Source organism: Olleya sp. R77988 (assembly GCF_044594215.1).
Classification (GTDB): domain Bacteria; phylum Bacteroidota; class Bacteroidia; order Flavobacteriales; family Flavobacteriaceae; genus Olleya.
Genome location: NZ_CP138988.1, coordinates 802,278 through 818,826, shown reverse-complemented (window position 1 = coordinate 818,826; position 16,549 = coordinate 802,278). Strand labels below are relative to the sequence as shown.

12 protein-coding genes are annotated in these 16,549 nt (G+C 33.4%); 10 read left to right on the top strand and 2 right to left on the bottom strand.

Annotated elements, in window-relative coordinates:
* From argC to argH, 7 genes are all read left to right on the top strand, one after another.
* Positions 1-978, top strand: a complete 978-nt coding sequence (gene argC / locus SJY17_RS03595; protein ID WP_397364100.1) for an N-acetyl-gamma-glutamyl-phosphate reductase — start codon at positions 1-3, stop codon at positions 976-978.
* Positions 979-1,148: 170 nt separating this feature from the next.
* A complete protein-coding gene (gene proC / locus SJY17_RS03590; protein ID WP_397364098.1) occupies positions 1,149-1,949 on the top strand; it encodes a pyrroline-5-carboxylate reductase in 801 nt (266 codons plus the stop codon).
* On the top strand, positions 1,946-3,073 hold the full coding sequence (locus SJY17_RS03585) for an aspartate aminotransferase family protein (protein ID WP_397364097.1): 1,128 nt from the start codon (positions 1,946-1,948) through the stop codon (positions 3,071-3,073). Before proC ends, SJY17_RS03585 begins: the two co-directional genes overlap by 4 nt.
* Positions 3,070-4,005, top strand: a complete 936-nt coding sequence (locus SJY17_RS03580; RefSeq protein ID WP_397364096.1) for an N-acetylornithine carbamoyltransferase — start codon at positions 3,070-3,072, stop codon at positions 4,003-4,005. The genes SJY17_RS03585 and SJY17_RS03580 overlap by 4 nt, the downstream gene beginning before the upstream one ends.
* A 72-nt stretch (positions 4,006-4,077) precedes the next feature.
* Positions 4,078-4,854, top strand: a complete 777-nt coding sequence (gene argB / locus SJY17_RS03575; RefSeq protein WP_397364095.1) for an acetylglutamate kinase — start codon at positions 4,078-4,080, stop codon at positions 4,852-4,854.
* Positions 4,851-5,912 carry a M20 family metallo-hydrolase gene (locus SJY17_RS03570; RefSeq protein WP_397364094.1) on the top strand — a complete coding sequence of 354 codons (1,062 nt, stop codon included), beginning with the start codon at positions 4,851-4,853 and terminating at the stop codon, positions 5,910-5,912. The genes argB and SJY17_RS03570 overlap by 4 nt, the downstream gene beginning before the upstream one ends.
* Positions 5,913-6,049: 137 nt before the next feature.
* Positions 6,050-7,324 carry an argininosuccinate lyase gene (argH, locus tag SJY17_RS03565; RefSeq protein ID WP_397364093.1) on the top strand — a complete coding sequence of 425 codons (1,275 nt, stop codon included), beginning with the start codon at positions 6,050-6,052 and terminating at the stop codon, positions 7,322-7,324.
* 114 nt (positions 7,325-7,438) lie between these two features.
* Here the strand turns inward: argH and SJY17_RS03560 are convergent, their stop codons facing one another.
* Both SJY17_RS03560 and gltB read right to left on the bottom strand, forming a co-directional pair.
* Positions 7,439-8,905, bottom strand: a complete 1,467-nt coding sequence (locus SJY17_RS03560) for a glutamate synthase subunit beta (protein WP_397364092.1) — start codon at positions 8,903-8,905, stop codon at positions 7,439-7,441.
* Positions 8,906-8,908: 3 nt separating this feature from the next.
* A complete protein-coding gene (gltB, locus tag SJY17_RS03555) occupies positions 8,909-13,405 on the bottom strand; it encodes a glutamate synthase large subunit (protein ID WP_397364091.1) in 4,497 nt (1,498 codons plus the stop codon).
* 445 nt (positions 13,406-13,850) lie between these two features.
* Here gltB and SJY17_RS03550 point away from each other — a divergent pair, with 445 nt between their 5' ends.
* The 3 genes from SJY17_RS03550 to SJY17_RS03540 are packed head-to-tail and all read left to right on the top strand — an operon-like array spanning position 13,851 to position 16,460.
* Positions 13,851-14,867, top strand: a complete 1,017-nt coding sequence (locus SJY17_RS03550) for an outer membrane beta-barrel protein (RefSeq protein WP_397364090.1) — start codon at positions 13,851-13,853, stop codon at positions 14,865-14,867.
* A gap of 16 nt (positions 14,868-14,883) precedes the next feature.
* The gene (locus SJY17_RS03545) at positions 14,884-15,222 is read left to right on the top strand and encodes a P-II family nitrogen regulator (protein ID WP_397364089.1); all 339 of its coding nucleotides are present in this window, start codon (positions 14,884-14,886) and stop codon (positions 15,220-15,222) included.
* Between the two features lie 5 nt (positions 15,223-15,227).
* The gene (locus tag SJY17_RS03540; RefSeq protein WP_397364088.1) at positions 15,228-16,460 is read left to right on the top strand and encodes an ammonium transporter; all 1,233 of its coding nucleotides are present in this window, start codon (positions 15,228-15,230) and stop codon (positions 16,458-16,460) included.
* Positions 16,461-16,549 lie beyond the last annotated feature (89 nt).

Below are 16,549 nucleotides of genomic sequence, written 5' to 3'. Positions count from 1 at the left end.
ATGTTAGAAATAGGAATCATTGGAGGTGCAGGTTATACAGCAGGAGAACTTATTAGATTGTTGTTAAACCATCCTAAAGCAAACATCAATTTTATTTACAGTACATCTAATGCTGGCAACAAAGTATATAAAGTACACCAAGATTTAATTGGCAGTACAGATTTAGTGTTTTCAAGTGAAATTAACCCAAAAGTGGACGTGATGTTTTTGTGTTTAGGTCACGGAAATTCTAAAGCATTTTTAGAGAAGAATTCGTTTTCTGCTGAAACTAAAATCATTGATTTAAGTAATGATTTTAGATTAACAAAAGATGCAGTTTTTGAAGGTAAAACGTTTGTTTACGGTTTACCCGAATTAAATAAAGAAGCGATTAAAAGCGCTAATTATATTGCAAATCCAGGGTGTTTTGCCTCAGCAATTCAGTTAGCATTATTGCCTTTAGCTAAAGCTGAAGTTTTGCAAAACGATGTCCATGTTAATGCAGTTACAGGAGCAACAGGAGCAGGAACATCATTATCTGCAACCACACATTTTACGTGGCGTGCTAATAATTTTTCGCATTATAAAGCATTTACGCATCAGCATTTAGGTGAGATTAATCAGTCGGTAAAATTGTTGCAATCTAACTTTAAGTCAGACATCAACTTTATGCCAAATCGTGGTGATTTTTCTAGAGGAATTTTTGCTACGCTTTATACTAAGTTTTCAGGAAGCTTAGAAGAAGCAAAAGCATTGTATAGCGATTTTTATAAAGATGCTGCGTTTACTATAGTTTCAGAAGAAGAAATTCATTTAAAACAAGTAGTAAATACTAATAAATGCATCCTTCATTTACATAAACATGAAGACAAATTATTGGTCACAAGCATCATTGATAATTTATTAAAAGGAGCTTCTGGACAAGCCATTCAAAACATGAACTTAATGTTTGGTTTTGATGAAACAGAAGGTTTAAATCTGAAAGCTACTTATTTTTAAAAGTACTGCTGCTGCGTTAGCGGTTGAAGTAGCATCCTTTTTTGATGTCAGTTCGAGTGAATTTGTGAAGCATGAGCAAATTTGTATCGAGAACAAGACAAAAAAGATATAACGGAAAGCGTGACCCTTGGGTAACGTCCAAAAAATAAAGAAGAACAAAAAAAGAACAAATGAAAATAGCAATTATAGGAACAGGGAATTTAGGAAAGTCCATCGCAAAAGGATTGATAACTAATAATGCCATTACCAGTTTGTATTTAACCAAACGGAACTTAGAAGAGATTCAAGAATTTGATGGTTATAAAAACGTGCATTTAACTACAGATAATGCCGAAGCTGTAAAGCAATCTGATATTATCATTTTTGCTGTGCAACCTAGACATTTTGAACAAATATTGAATGATATTAAATCGTATTTAACAGAAAAACACGTCTTGATTTCGACCATTACAGGTTTTTTAATTCCTAAGATTGAAGCGCAAGTTGGAGCAGATAAATTTATAATTCGAGCAATGCCAAACACAGCGATTGCAGTAGGTAAATCAATGACGTGTTTGTGTAGTAATGTGCAAGGTGAAAAACGTATTAAAATTGCTGAGGCGATCTTTAATCGTTTGGGACATTCATTAAGTATTCCAGAAAGTCAAATGCAAGCAGCAACTGTGGTTTGCGCAAGTGGTGTTGCGTTTTGGATGCGTTTAATTAGAGCGACAACACAAGCTGCCATTCAGTTAGGTTTTGATGCTAAAGAAGCACAAGAATTAGCAATGTATACTAGCGAAGGAGCAGCAAATTTATTGATTACAAATGGGAATCATCCAGAAGAAGAAATTGATCGTGTAACAACACCAAAAGGGTGTACGATTGAAGGTTTAAACGAAATGGAACACAAAGGATTGAGTTCGTCTTTAATTCAAGGTATGATTGCTTCGTTTAACAAAATTAACAACATTAAAAAAGAACAGATATGAGTTTGTTTAACGTGTATCCATTATTCGATATCACACCTGTAAAGGCTAAAGATGTCTTTGTTTTTGACGAAAATAACACCAAATATTTAGATTTATATGGTGGACATGCTGTGATTTCTATTGGTCATTCTCATCCAAAATATGTGTCTGCAATTTCAGAGCAAGTTGCCAAATTAGGCTTTTATAGTAATTCGATTCAGAATCCGTTACAAGTACAATTAGCAGACAAATTAGAACAATTATCTGGTTGTAAAGATTACGAGTTGTTTTTATGTAATTCTGGTGCAGAAGCCAATGAAAATGCTTTAAAATTAGCGTCATTCCATAACGGAAAGAAAAAAGTTGTTGCTTTTAAAAATGGCTTTCATGGTCGTACCTCTGCAGCAGTTGCGGCAACAGATAATGCGAAGATTATTGCGCCAATTAATGCACAACAAGAGGTTGAGATTCTAGAATTAGGAGACTTAGAAGGTGTAGAAAAAGCACTAGCTAAAAACGATGTTTGTGCAGTAATTATTGAGTGTATTCAGGGTGTTGGAGGTTTAGACGAAAGTACTGCAGCGTTTTACGAAGGTGTCGATGCATTATGTAAAAAATACAATACGTGTTTTATAGCAGATGAAGTGCAATCTGGTTTTGGAAGAACAGGCGATTTTTTCGCATTTCAAAAACATGGTATTACTCCAGATATTATTTCCATAGCCAAAGGAATGGGAAATGGTTTCCCAATTGGAGGCATTTTAATTCACCCAAACATTAAAGCGTCTTTTGGTTTATTAGGAACCACTTTTGGTGGAAATCATTTAGCGTGTGCTGCTTCTTTAACGGTTTTAGAAGTTATTGAAGAAGAGAATTTGATGCAAAATGCAAAAGAAATTTCAGCCTATTTTATAGAAAAAGCAAAAGAAGTTTCAGAAATAAAGAACATTAAAGGAAGAGGATTAATGCTTGGTTTGGAGTTCGATTTTCCAATAGCTGAACTACGTAAAAAGTTGATTTTCGATCATAAAATATTTACAGGAAGTGCAAAGAATGCTAATTTATTAAGAATTCTTCCGCCTTTAACCGTCAAAAAAGAACATATCGATTTGTTTTTTGATGCTTTAAAAAGTGAATTAAAATGAAAAAGTATACAGAAATAAAAGACATATTAAATCTTCAAGAAACTATAAAGGAAACCATTTTATTAAAAAAAAATCCTTTTAAATTTCAAGACTTAGGAAAAAACAAAACATTAGTCATGCTGTTTTTTAATTCCAGTTTGCGAACGCGATTAAGTACAGAAAAGGCTGCAAAAAACTTAGGAATGGATGTGATGATTTTAAACGTTAATGATGCTTGGAATTTAGAATTTGAAGATGGAACCATCATGAATGCTGATACGTCTGAACATATTAAAGAAGCAGCGCAAGTGATTTCGCAATATGCAGATGTAATTGCTATAAGAGCATTCCCAAGTTTAACCGATAAACAAAAAGATGAAAGTGAGTTTGTAATGAACAGCTTTGTAAAATACGCTACAGTACCAATTGTGAATATGGAAAGTGCTACAGCGCATCCTTTACAAGCATTGGCAGATGCAATTACTATTGCCGAATTAACCGAAAAACCAAAACCAAAAGTAGTCTTGTCTTGGGCTCCACATCCCAAAGCGTTGCCACAAGCGGTTGCAAATTCGTTTGTAGAAATGATTCAAAATATGGATATAGATTTAACCCTTACACATCCTGATGGTTATGAATTAAGCGAAGCAATTACGAAAAACACACCAATAAATCACAATCAAGAAGACGCATTAAAAGATGCAGATTTTGTCTATGTGAAAAATTGGAGTAGTTATAATGACTATGGAAAAGTACTTAGTCAAGATGAAAGCTGGATGATGACTAAAGCTAAATTAGGAAACGCAAAATTTATGCATTGTTTACCTGTAAGACGAAATGTGGTTGTGGAAGATGCTGTTTTAGATAGTAAGAATTCTGTTGTAATTCAGCAAGCAAATAATAGAACTTTTGCTGCACAAATTGTTTTGAAGCAGATTTTAGAAGATTTGTAAAATCTTCACAATTCTGAACTTGTTTCAGAATCTAACTTTAAATAAAAAGATACTGAAACTAGTTCAGCACTTATGAAAACACTAAAAATCATAAAAATTGGAGGAAACATCATCGATGATGATAACGCCTTACAGCAATTCCTAAAAGCATTCGCGACTATAGATGCTCCTAAAATCCTAGTTCATGGAGGCGGAAAATTAGCAACAAAACTAGCACAGCAAATGCAAGTGGAAGTTAAAATGATTGACGGAAGACGTATTACTGATTTAGAAACTTTAGATATTATCACGATGGTTTATGCTGGAAAAATCAATAAAAACGTAGTGGCACAATTACAAGCCAACAATTGCAATGCAATTGGTTTTTCTGGTGCAGATGGTAATACAATAATATCAGACAAAAGACCATCAAAACCTATCGATTATGGATTTGCTGGAGACGTCAAAAAGGTAAATACAGAAACTTTAGAATTACTATTAAATAACAATATAACTCCTGTTTTTTGTGCCATTACACATGATAAAAATGGGCAATTATTAAACACAAATGCAGATACCATTGCTTCAGAATTAGCAATAGGTTTTGCTTCAGTATATAATACTGAATTATATTATTGCTTCGAAAAAAATGGTGTTTTAGAAAACGTAGATGATGACAATTCTGTAATAGAAAACATAAACACAGAAACGTATAAAACATTGGTAGAAAATAAAGTGATTTTTGAAGGCATGCTTCCTAAATTAAACAACTGTTTTCATGCCATAAACCATCAAGTTAATAAAGTTTGTATTGGTAAATCAGATATGCTTTTCGATAAAAACAATAAACACACAACCATTTCAAAATGATAGAAAAACTAACAACAAGAGCAATTGCTTTATTAAAACAATTGATAGAAACGCAGTCGTTTTCTTCAGAAGAAGGTCCAACAGCAGCACATATAGAGCAATGGTTTGTAGCACAAGATATTCCGTTTAATCGTACAAAACATAATGTTTGGGCAACCAATAAACATTTTGATGACAGCAAACCAACGTTGTTGTTAAACTCGCATCACGATACGGTAAAACCAAATAATGGGTATACTAAAGATCCCTTTAAAGCTATTGTTGAAGATGGTAAATTATATGGCTTAGGAAGCAATGATGCTGGAGGATGTTTGGTGAGTTTGTTAGCAACGTTTGCCTATTTTTACGATAAAAAAGAACTAAATTATAATCTGGTTATTGTCGCTTCCGCGGAAGAAGAGAGTAGTGGTCCAAACGGATTGAACAGCATGCTAAATGTAATTCCAAAGGTAGACGTCGCGATTGTTGGAGAGCCAACCTTAATGCATTTAGCAGTTGCTGAAAAAGGCTTGGTTGTGTTTGATGCAATTGTAAAAGGAACACCAAGTCATGCAGCACATCCAAATAACGATAATGCTATTTATAAAAGTATTCCAGTATTAGAATGGTTTAAAAATTACACATTTAATAAAACATCTGAAGCTTTAGGTGAAGTAAAATTAACCGTTACACAAATCAACGCAGGAAAGCAGCACAATGCAGTTCCTGCAGATGTGCAATTGGTGGTGGATGTTCGTGTAAATGATAAATATTCAAATCAAGAAATTGTAGATATTTTACAAAAGGAAGCACCTTGTGATAGTATTATTCCACGTAGTATAAAATTAAATTCATCGTCTATTCCAATCGATCATCCATTGGTGATTGCAGGAATAGAAATTGGTAGAAGCACTTATGGTTCGCCAACATTATCAGATCAAGCAGTTTTGAGTTGTCCTTCCTTAAAATTAGGTCCAGGAGATAGCACACGATCGCATTCTGCAGATGAGTTTATTTATATAAATGAAATTGAAGAAGGCATTAAAATATATATTGAATTATTAGAAAAAGTATTGTAAGATTTTCGTCAGTTTGAGTGTTTCGACTGTAAGGAGAAATGTATCGAAAACAAGAAAATGCTTCTCGATACAATTCTGATAAAAAATCAGAATCACTCGAAGTGACGAAGAACAAATCAACAGATAAACTAAAGAATATGAAACTCTGGGACAAAGGAATTAGTATCGATAAAAAAATAGAACAATTTACCGTTGGAAACGACAGAGAAATTGATTTGCATATTGCTAAGTACGATGTGCAAGCATCCTTAGCACATGCTATTATGTTGGAGTCCATTGGTATTATTTCTTCGCAAGAAATGCAACAGCTTAAAAATGGCTTAAAAGCAATTGCAGAAACGATAGAAAACGGAACATTCGTTATTGAAAAATCCTTTGAAGATGTACATTCTAAAATTGAATATGAGCTGACAAAAACCTTAGGAGATGTTGGAAAAAAAATTCATACAGCACGTTCTAGAAACGATCAAGTTTTAGTTGCACTTCAATTGTACTACAAAGAGAATTTAAAAGAGATTAACGACAAAACAAAAACGTTTTTTGATACCCTTTTAGGTTTGGCGGAAACGCATAAAGAAGCATTACTTCCTGGTTATACACATTTGCAAGTCGCAATGCCTTCCTCCTTTGGATTATGGTTTTCTGCCTATGCTGAGGTGTTAATTGACGATGTCTATTTGCTAAACGCAGCCTTGAAAACTGTGGATCAAAATCCCTTAGGTTCTGCAGCAGGTTACGGAAGTTCATTTCCTATTGATAGAGATTTAACCACTAAAGAATTGGGTTTTTCAACCTTAAAATATAACGTGGTTGCTGCACAAATGAGTAGAGGAAAAAGCGAACGAACTATCGCTTTAGCTTTAGGAAGTGTGTGTAATACATTAGCGCGTTTTGCAATGGATATTTGTGTGTATAATAGTCAGAATTTTGGTTTTATTGCCTTTCCAGATGAGTTAACCACAGGAAGCAGTATTATGCCTCATAAAAAAAATCCAGATGTGTTTGAATTAATTAGAGGAAAAGCAAATAAAATACAAGCTTTACATACCGAAATGGTGTTAATCACCAATAATTTACCAAGTGGTTACCATAGAGATTTTCAGTTATTAAAAGAAAATATTATTGCAGCAATTGAAGATGTAAAAGATTTGTTAGACATCTTTACATTTGCTATTCAACAAGTGATTGTAAAAGATATTGATTTGAATGATGCTAAGTATCAATACTTATTTACAGTAGATAATATTAATACTTTAGTGGTAGAAGGTATGCCTTTTAGAGAGGCCTATCAAAAAATAGGAGGTGAAGTTGAAAATGGAACGTATACACCAGATACTTCTAAGAAGCATTCGCATGTTGGTAGTATAGGTAATTTGTGTTTGGATGGGATTAGAGCGAAGTATCCAAAATAAAATAATTATTTCATCTGCGTAGGTTTTCAAATTTTATAGCATGAATCCATAAAAAAAGCACCTTGAAAAAGGTGCTTTTTTTATATATAAGATTCCTGCTTCCGCAGAAATTAATTAAACTCTAGGTAAATCACTATCATCCTTTAAAGGTAAACTAGATTCTCCCATTAAATACGTGTCAATATGGTGTGCAGCTTGTCTACCTTCAGATATTGCCCAAACAATTAAAGATTGTCCACGACGCATATCTCCAGCTGCAAAAACACCAGGAACATTAGTTGTATAATCTTTAGTTGATGCTTCAATGTTGGTTCTAAAATCCATACTTAAACCAAACTGATCTGCTAATGTTTTTTCGGCTCCTGTAAAACCAAGTGCTAATAATGCGATGTCGCATTTCCATTCTTTTTCAGTATTTGGTACTTCTTTAAGTTGTGGTCTTTCTCCAGGAGTAAAAATCCATTCTACTTCAACGGTTTTTAATCCTGTTAAGTTTCCTTTTTTGTCTCCAATAAACTCTTTTGTAGAAATACTAAAAAAACGTTCTACACCTTCTTTGTGAGAAGTTGTTGTCTTTAATCGCATTGGCCAATAAGGCCAAGGTTGATGCGCTGGACGACCTTCAGTAGGTTTGCTTAAAATCTCGAAGTTTGTTACAGATGTTGCTCCATGACGATTAGAAGTCCCAATGCAATCGCTTCCTGTGTCTCCACCACCAATTACGATAATGTCTTTTCCTTTTGCAGAAATTACGTCTTTAAAATCGACTAATCCATCAACGTATTGATTGTTCAGCTTTAGAAAATCCATTGCTTGTGTTACACCTTTTAAGTCTGCTCCAGGAATTGGGATGTTTCGTCTAACGGTTGCTCCTCCACATAAAACGACAGCATCAAAGTCGTCTTTAAGTTGGTTAGCATCAACGTTGACTCCAACATGTGCATTGGTTTTAAAAGTAATACCTTCTTCTTCTAAAACAGCAACACGTCTGTCTATCACGTTTTTCTCCATTTTAAAATCAGGAATTCCGTAACGTAATAATCCACCAACTTTTTCGTCGCGTTCAAAAACAGTAACTGTATGTCCTGCACGATTTAATTGTTGTGCAGCAGCTAATCCAGCAGGTCCAGAACCAATAACAGCAACTGTTTTTTGGGTTCTAACTTTTGGAGGTTGTGCAATAATCCAACCTTCTTTAAAGGCTGTTTCTACTATGTTTTTTTCAATATTTTCAATAGTTACTGGATCTTCATTAATACCTAAAACGCAAGCTTCTTCGCAAGGTGCTGGACATAAACGTCCTGTAAACTCAGGGAAGTTGTTGGTTTTGTGTAAAATCTCAGCAGCTTCTTTCCATTTTCCTTTATAGACTTTATCGTTAAAATCTGGAATTAAATTTCCTAACGGACAACCACTATGGCAAAACGGAATTCCGCAATCCATACAACGTGCACCTTGATCTTTTAATTTTTCTTCCTTTAACGGAACCGTAAATTCGTTATAGTTTTCAATTCGTTTTTTTGGCTCAATATAACTTTCGTTTTGGCGCTTAAACTCTAAAAATCCTGTTGTCTTTCCCATAATTTACGCTAATTCTAATTCTTCTTTTTCTAATCTCACTAAGGCTTGTCTGTACTCTTCAGGTAATACCTTTTTAAACTTTGGAAGGTAGTTGTTCCAGTCTTTTAAAATACGATCGGCTAATGGACTTCCAGTAGCTTCAAAATGATTTTCGATTAATTGTTTAAGTTGAAGAACATCGTCTTCGTTTTCAATTGGATCGATATTTAAATCTTCCGAATTACAATTCTGTTTGAAGGTTCCATCTTCGTCTAAAACAAAAGCAATTCCTCCACTCATTCCTGCTCCAAAGTTTCTACCTACAGCACCAAGTACAACTGCAACTCCACCTGTCATATACTCGCAACCATGATCTCCAATACCTTCGACTACTGCTTTTGCGCCAGAGTTTCTTACACAAAAACGCTCTCCTGCTTTTCCGTTTATATAAACTTCTCCAGCAGTAGCTCCATATAGTGTTACGTTTCCAGTAATAATATTATCCTCTGGAACAATGGTACATTTTTCTGGTACTTTGATAATTAATTTAGCTCCAGACAATCCTTTACCTAAGTAATCGTTGGTATTTCCGTGAACCGTAAATTTTAATCCTTTGGTTGCAAATGCACCAAAACTTTGTCCTGCAGAACCTGTAAATTCTATGTCTATAGTGTCTTCTGGTAAACCATCTGCACCATAAATTTTTGAAATCTCGTTACTTATTACTGCTCCAACTGCTCTATCAATATTTGTGATAGGCATTTCTAAATGTGTTTTTTGTCTTCTAAATAAAGCTTGATGTGCTTGTTTAATAATTTTAAAATCTAAGTGCACATTTAGGTTGTGGTCTTGACAATATGTATTATAAAGTTGAACATCTTCTGCAACTTCTACTTTGTGTAAAATAGGAGTTAAGTCAATACCTGATGATTTATAATGGTCTATTGCTTTGTTTCTGTTTAGTTTTTGAGATTGTCCTACCATTTCATTTATGGTTCTAAATCCTAATTTTGCCATAATCTCACGTAATTCTTGCGCTACAAAATACATGTAGTTAACGACGTGTTCTGGCTTACCTTTAAACTTTTTACGTAATTCAGGATTCTGGGTTGCAATACCAACTGGACATGTATTTAAGTGACATACACGCATCATAATACAACCAGAAGCGACTAAAGGCGCTGTAGCAAAACCAAATTCTTCTGCTCCTAATAAACACGCAATAGCAACATCACGACCAGTTTTTAATTGTCCATCACATTCTAAAACGATTCTGTTTCTTAAATCGTTCATCACTAAAGTTTGTTGCGCTTCAGCTATACCAAGTTCCCAAGGTAATCCACAATGACGTAGAGATGTTAATGGCGAAGCTCCAGTACCTCCATCAAAACCAGATACTAAAATAACATCTGCTTTTGCTTTTGCAACACCAGCTGCAACTGTACCAACACCTACTTCTGAGACTAATTTTACATTAATTCTAGCTGTTCTGTTAGCAGATTTTACATCATAAATAAGTTGTGATAAATCTTCAATAGAATAAATATCGTGATGTGGTGGAGGTGAAATTAATCCAACATAAGGAGTAGAATTTCTGGTTTTAGCAATCTCGCGATTTACTTTTGGTCCAGGTAATTGTCCTCCTTCTCCAGGTTTTGCACCTTGGGCTATTTTTATTTGAATTTCGTTTGCGCTTGTTAAGTAGTTTGATGTAACACCAAATCTACCTGAAGCGACTTGTTTAATTGCTGAGTTTTTCCAATCTCCTTGTGAGCTTTTGTAAAAACGTTCTTGATCTTCTCCTCCTTCACCAGAATTAGATTTTCCTCCAATTCTATTCATGGCAACCGCTAAGTTTTCGTGTGCTTCTTTACTAATTGAACCATATGACATGGCTCCAGTTTTAAAACGCTTAACGATTTCTGTCCATGGTTCTACTTCATCTAATGGAATTGGGTCAAATTGATCAAACTCAAACAACCCTCTAATAGTCATTAAATTTTTAGATTGGTTGTTAACCAGCTCTGAATACTCTTTAAAAGTAGAGGCTTTATTGGTTCTTACCGATTCTTGAAGTTTAGCAACGGTTAGTGGATTAAACATGTGCTTTTCTTGTCCACGTCTCCATCTGTAATCTCCACCAATTTCAATATTGGGCTCAATATTTTTATGAAATGCTTTTTTGTGTCGTTTTACAATTTCTTGTTCAATTTCTCTTAATCCAATACCTTGAATACGTGTTGTTGTATTTGGGAAATATTTTTCGACTGTTTTTGTGTTAATTCCAATACATTCAAATAATTGAGAACCACGATAAGAGTTTAGGGTTGAAATTCCGATTTTATTCATCACCTTCAGGATTCCTTTTCCTATAGCTTTATTATAGTTTTTAATTGCTGCTAAATATTCTAAATCTGTAAGGTCTTCATTGTTGATTTGTTTCTGAACAATTTCATTTACAATGTATGGGTTTACAGCACTTGCTCCATAACCAAATAATAATGCAAAATGATGTACTTCTCTAGGTTCTGCAGATTCAATTATAAGACTTATTCTTGAACGTTTTTCTAATTTGTGTAATGCATGATTTAGGTAAGAACATGCTAAAAGTGCAGGAATTGGAGCGTGGTTTTCATCTACAAATCTATCTGATAAAATAATGATATTTGCACCATCATCAATTGCTTTTGATGCTTTTGTTACTAAGTTTTCTAGTGCGACTTCTAATTCATTTAATCCTCTATTTACTTCATATAACATGGAAATAGATTCGACTTTAAAATCTGGATTAGTATCATAATCTCTAATTTTATCTAAATCGTGTTTAGAGATTACTGGATTCTGAATTTTTAATTTTTTACAATGCTCTGCATTTATATCAAATATATTGACGTCACTACCAAGCGTTAAGCTAATATCTGTAATTAACTCCTCACGAATACCATCTAAAGGCGGATTGGTAACTTGAGCAAATAACTGTTTGAAGTAGTTGTATATTAGTTGAGGTCTTTCAGATAAAATGGCTATTGGAGTATCGCTTCCCATAGATCCAATAGGTTCTTTTCCTAATTGAGCCATAGGACGAATAATGGTGTTTAAATCTTCTTCCGTATAACCAAAGACAACTTCACGTTTTTTAAGATCTATTTCATCATACTTAATAGGTCCTTTTTTTGCTTCAATATCTCGAAGATGCACTAGGTTTTCATTTAACCATTGTCTGTATGGGTGTTTGGCTGCTATTTCTTCTTTAATTTCTTCATCGTTTACAATGCGACCTTCGTTCATGTTTACTAAAAACATTTTTCCAGGTTCTAAACGACCATGAAACTCAATATTTTCTGGTTTGATATCTACAACTCCAGTTTCTGAAGACATGATAACATTTCCGTTTTTTGTTACTGTATATCTAGAAGGACGTAATCCATTTCTATCTAATACTGCACCAATAAAATTACCATCTGTAAAAGGGATTGATGCTGGTTCATCCCAAGGTTCCATTAAGCAAGAATTATATTCGTAAAATGCTTTTTTAGCATCAGACATATTTTGGTTTTTCTCCCAAGCTTCTGGTACTAACATCATCATTGCTTCAGGAAGTGAACGACCAGTCATTAATAATAATTCTACAACCATATCTAATGTTGCAGAATCTGATTTTCCTCTTAATACTGTTGGAATTATCTTTTTAATATCGTCACCAAACAATGGGCTTTCCATGATTTCTTCTCGAGAAAACATACGCGATACATTACCTCTTACTGTGTTTATTTCTCCATTATGACAAATGTATCTAAACGGTTGCGCTAAATCCCAAGTTGGGAATGTATTGGTAGAAAAACGTTGGTGTACTAATGCTAGTCGTGTATCTAATGCTGAATTAAATAAGTCTAAGTAATACTCATTAATATGTTCAGGCATTAATAAGCCTTTAAAAATTATTATTTTAGTAGATAAACTAGGAAGGTAAAAGAATTTAGACTCGGATAATTTAGAGTCATATATAGTGTGTTCTGCAATTTTACGTGCAGCATATAATTTGATGTTGAAATCTCTTTCTGTTTGCTTATCGTCAGACTTTCCTATAAAAATTTGCTTTACAAAAGGCTCTGTTACTTTAGCAACTTTACCTAAAACATCGCTGTTTACAGGTACATCTCTCCAACCAATTAATTTAAGACCTTGATTTTTAATTTCTTTCTCAAAAACATCAATGCAATATTGACGTTGATTTTCTTTTTTTGGAAGAAACACATTGCTGACTGCATATTCTCCAGCTTCTGGTAAATCAAACTCACAGAAAATCTTAAAAAATTTGTGTGGAATATCAATTAATATACCAGCTCCATCTCCTGTAACTCCATCAGAACTTACAGCTCCACGATGCTCTAATTTTACTAAAATTTCTAGTGCTTTATGGATGATGTCATTAGATCGTTTTCCTGTTAAACTACAGATGAATCCTGCACCACAATTATCGTGTTCAAATTCTGGCAAATAAAGTCCTTGTTTTTTTAGCATAACTCTTGATTTTTAAAGGCTTTTTCAGCCTTATTGCAATCCCAATATACATGCTAAAACTTGAATTAAAAAAAAGCTCAAACACTTTTTCGAAATTCTGATTTTGACAGTTATATAATGTTATTTAAGTAAATTTTCCCCGATTCTATTATTAAATAAACAATATAAAAAAATGTTAAAAAACAACCATTTGTTGCGAAAACGTTTTCGTGACAAGGAAATTATTGAAGATAATTTATTAAAAAACGTGTTTTATTGAGTTTTAGTCAAATTAGAAAATATGAAATTAACAAAAAACACACATTGAATTTGCTATACCCTATAAAAAATAGGGTTAAAAATTAAATTATAATAAAAATTAAATTACAACCCCTATTTTTTTAGGGGTTAAATTATTTTTAAACTAGATTTGAAAACGAAAACTAACAATTAAAACAATTAAATTATGAAAAAACTATTTACTTTAGCACTTGTTTTTGCAACTACATTATCAATTGCTCAAGAGGACTCAACTAACCCTGAAAAAAAATTCTCAATAGAAGGAAGTGTTGATGCGTATTATCAAACATATTTAACAGCTTCTGATGATTCAGGACAATCATTTGGGACTGCTTTTGCAGGACAAACAGGATTTGCTTTAGGTATGGGTAACATTATTGCTAGCTACGAAAGCGGAAAAGTAGGAGCTGTACTTGATTTAGTAACTGGACCAAGAGGTGCAGGAGCAACTTTTAGCAATGATATTGTTGATGGAATTGTAAACCAAGCTTATGCTTACTGGAATGTTTCAGAAAAAACAACCTTAACAATGGGACGTTTTAATACCTTTTTAGGTTACGAGGTTATTGCACCAGCTGCAAACTTTAACTACAGTACTTCTTATTTATTTTCTCACGGACCATTCTCTCATGTTGGTTTAAAAGCTGATTTTGCTTTATCTGATGACTTTAGCTTAATGTTAGCAGTGATGAACCCTTGGGATACTAATGACACTTCTTTTACAGGTGAATATTCATTTGGTGCTCAATTAGGTTATTCAGGTCAATTCTTGAATTTTTACTATGACAGTGGTAATAATGGAGGATTAGGTTTTGAAGTTGATTATACTGGTGGATTTGATGTGTCTGAAGATTTATTTTTAGGAATTAATGCTGCATACAATGACAATGATGGTAGTGGGTTTTATGGAGCTGCTATATATCCTCAATTTGCAACATCAGACGATTTTAGCATTGGGTTAAGAGGAGAGTATTTTGGGTATCACGATAAAGATATTGATGATTTACCAAGTGTATTTGCTGCAACTTTAACAGGAAGTTACACAGTAGATAGCAATTTAATTATTAAGCCAGAAATTAGATTAGACTCTTGGAGTAATAATGATGCTGCTTACTTTGATGCAGATGGAGAAGATGCAAGTAGCTTATCTGCGTTTACATTAGCAGCAATTTATAAATTCTAACTAAAACTAATATAAAATGAAAAAAGTTGAAGCAATTATCAGGAAATCTAAGTTTTCCTCAGTAAAAAAAGCGTTACATGAAGTTGGTGTAAACTTCTTCTCATATTGGGATGTTACAGGACTTGGTAACGAAAAAGAAGGTCATGTTTATAGAGGTGTGTCTTATAGTACAAGTGACATACAAAGACGCTATTTATCTATAGTTGTAAATGATGATTTTGAAGAAGTTACAATCAAAGCGATATTAGAAGCTGGTTCTACAGGCGAAGTAGGAGATGGTAAAATATTCGTTTCAAAAATCGATGACGTTTACAGAATAAGAACAGGAGAAAAAGGAGGAAACACTTTAAAATAAAAAAAATGGAATTACTTACTACAAATAATGTATGGATGATGATCTGTACAGCACTAGTTTTCTTTATGCATTTAGGATTTGCATTTTTAGAAATTGGTTTAACAAGACAAAAAAACACAATCAATATTTTATTTAAAAATATATTTATAATTACAGTAGGATTATTGTTATACTGCTTAATTGGATTTAATTTAATGTATCCAGGTGAGTTTAATGGTTTTATTGGATTTGCTGGATTTGGTTTAGATGCACCACTTAACGCAGAAGGTGCATTAGATTTAGCTTATAATGAAGGTTATACCTATTGGACAGATTTCTTGTTCCAAGGAATGTTTGCAGCAACAGCAGCAACGATAGTTTCTGGAGCAGTTGCAGAGCGAATGAAAATTGGACCATTTATGGTTTTTACATTAATTTATGTTGGATTGGTTTACCCAATTGCAGGATCTTGGAAATGGGGAGGAGGTTTTTTAGATAGTCTAGAAACACCTTTTTATGACTTTGCAGGTTCTACATTAGTGCACTCTGTAGGTGGATGGGCTGCTTTAGTTGCAGTATGTTTATTAGGATCTAGAATTGGAAAATTTAAAGATGGTAAAATTCAAGCCATTCCAGGTCATAATATACCATTAGCTACCGCAGGAGTATTAATACTTTGGTTGGGTTGGTTTGGTTTTAATGGAGGTTCTGTTTTATCTGCAGATCCTAGTTTAACTTCATTAACTTTAGTTACAACTTGTTTAGCAGCAGCAGCAGGTGGAGTTGTTTCTGCTATTACTTCAACAGTATTATATAAAAACTTAGACTTAACAATGTTTTTAAATGGTATTTTAGGAGGATTAGTTGGTATTACTGCAGGAGCAGACCAAATGAGTCCAACTGACGCTATTGTTATTGGCGCTATTGCAGGAGTATTAATTGTTTTTGCAGTATCATTAATTGATAAATTAAAATTAGATGATCCAGTTGGTGCAATTGCTGTACACTTAGTGTGTGGTATTTGGGGAACATTAGCAGTTGGAATTTTTGGAGAATTAGCAAGTGGAGCGCAATTTGTTAGCCAACTTATTGGTGTAGCGTCTTATGCTGCTTTTTGTATAATATCTTCATTTATAATAATCTTTATAATGAAGAAAACTGTAGGAATTAGAGTTTCAGAAAAAGAAGAATTAGAAGGTCTTGATGCTCATGAACATGGTATGGATGCATATCCAGACTTTAGACTAAACGAGCATTAGGTTTTAGTTAGTTTGTATGAAAAGGCCTCGAGACTTATTAGTTTCGAGGTCTTTTTTTTATATGCTCTATTTTATTTAAATCAAAAATG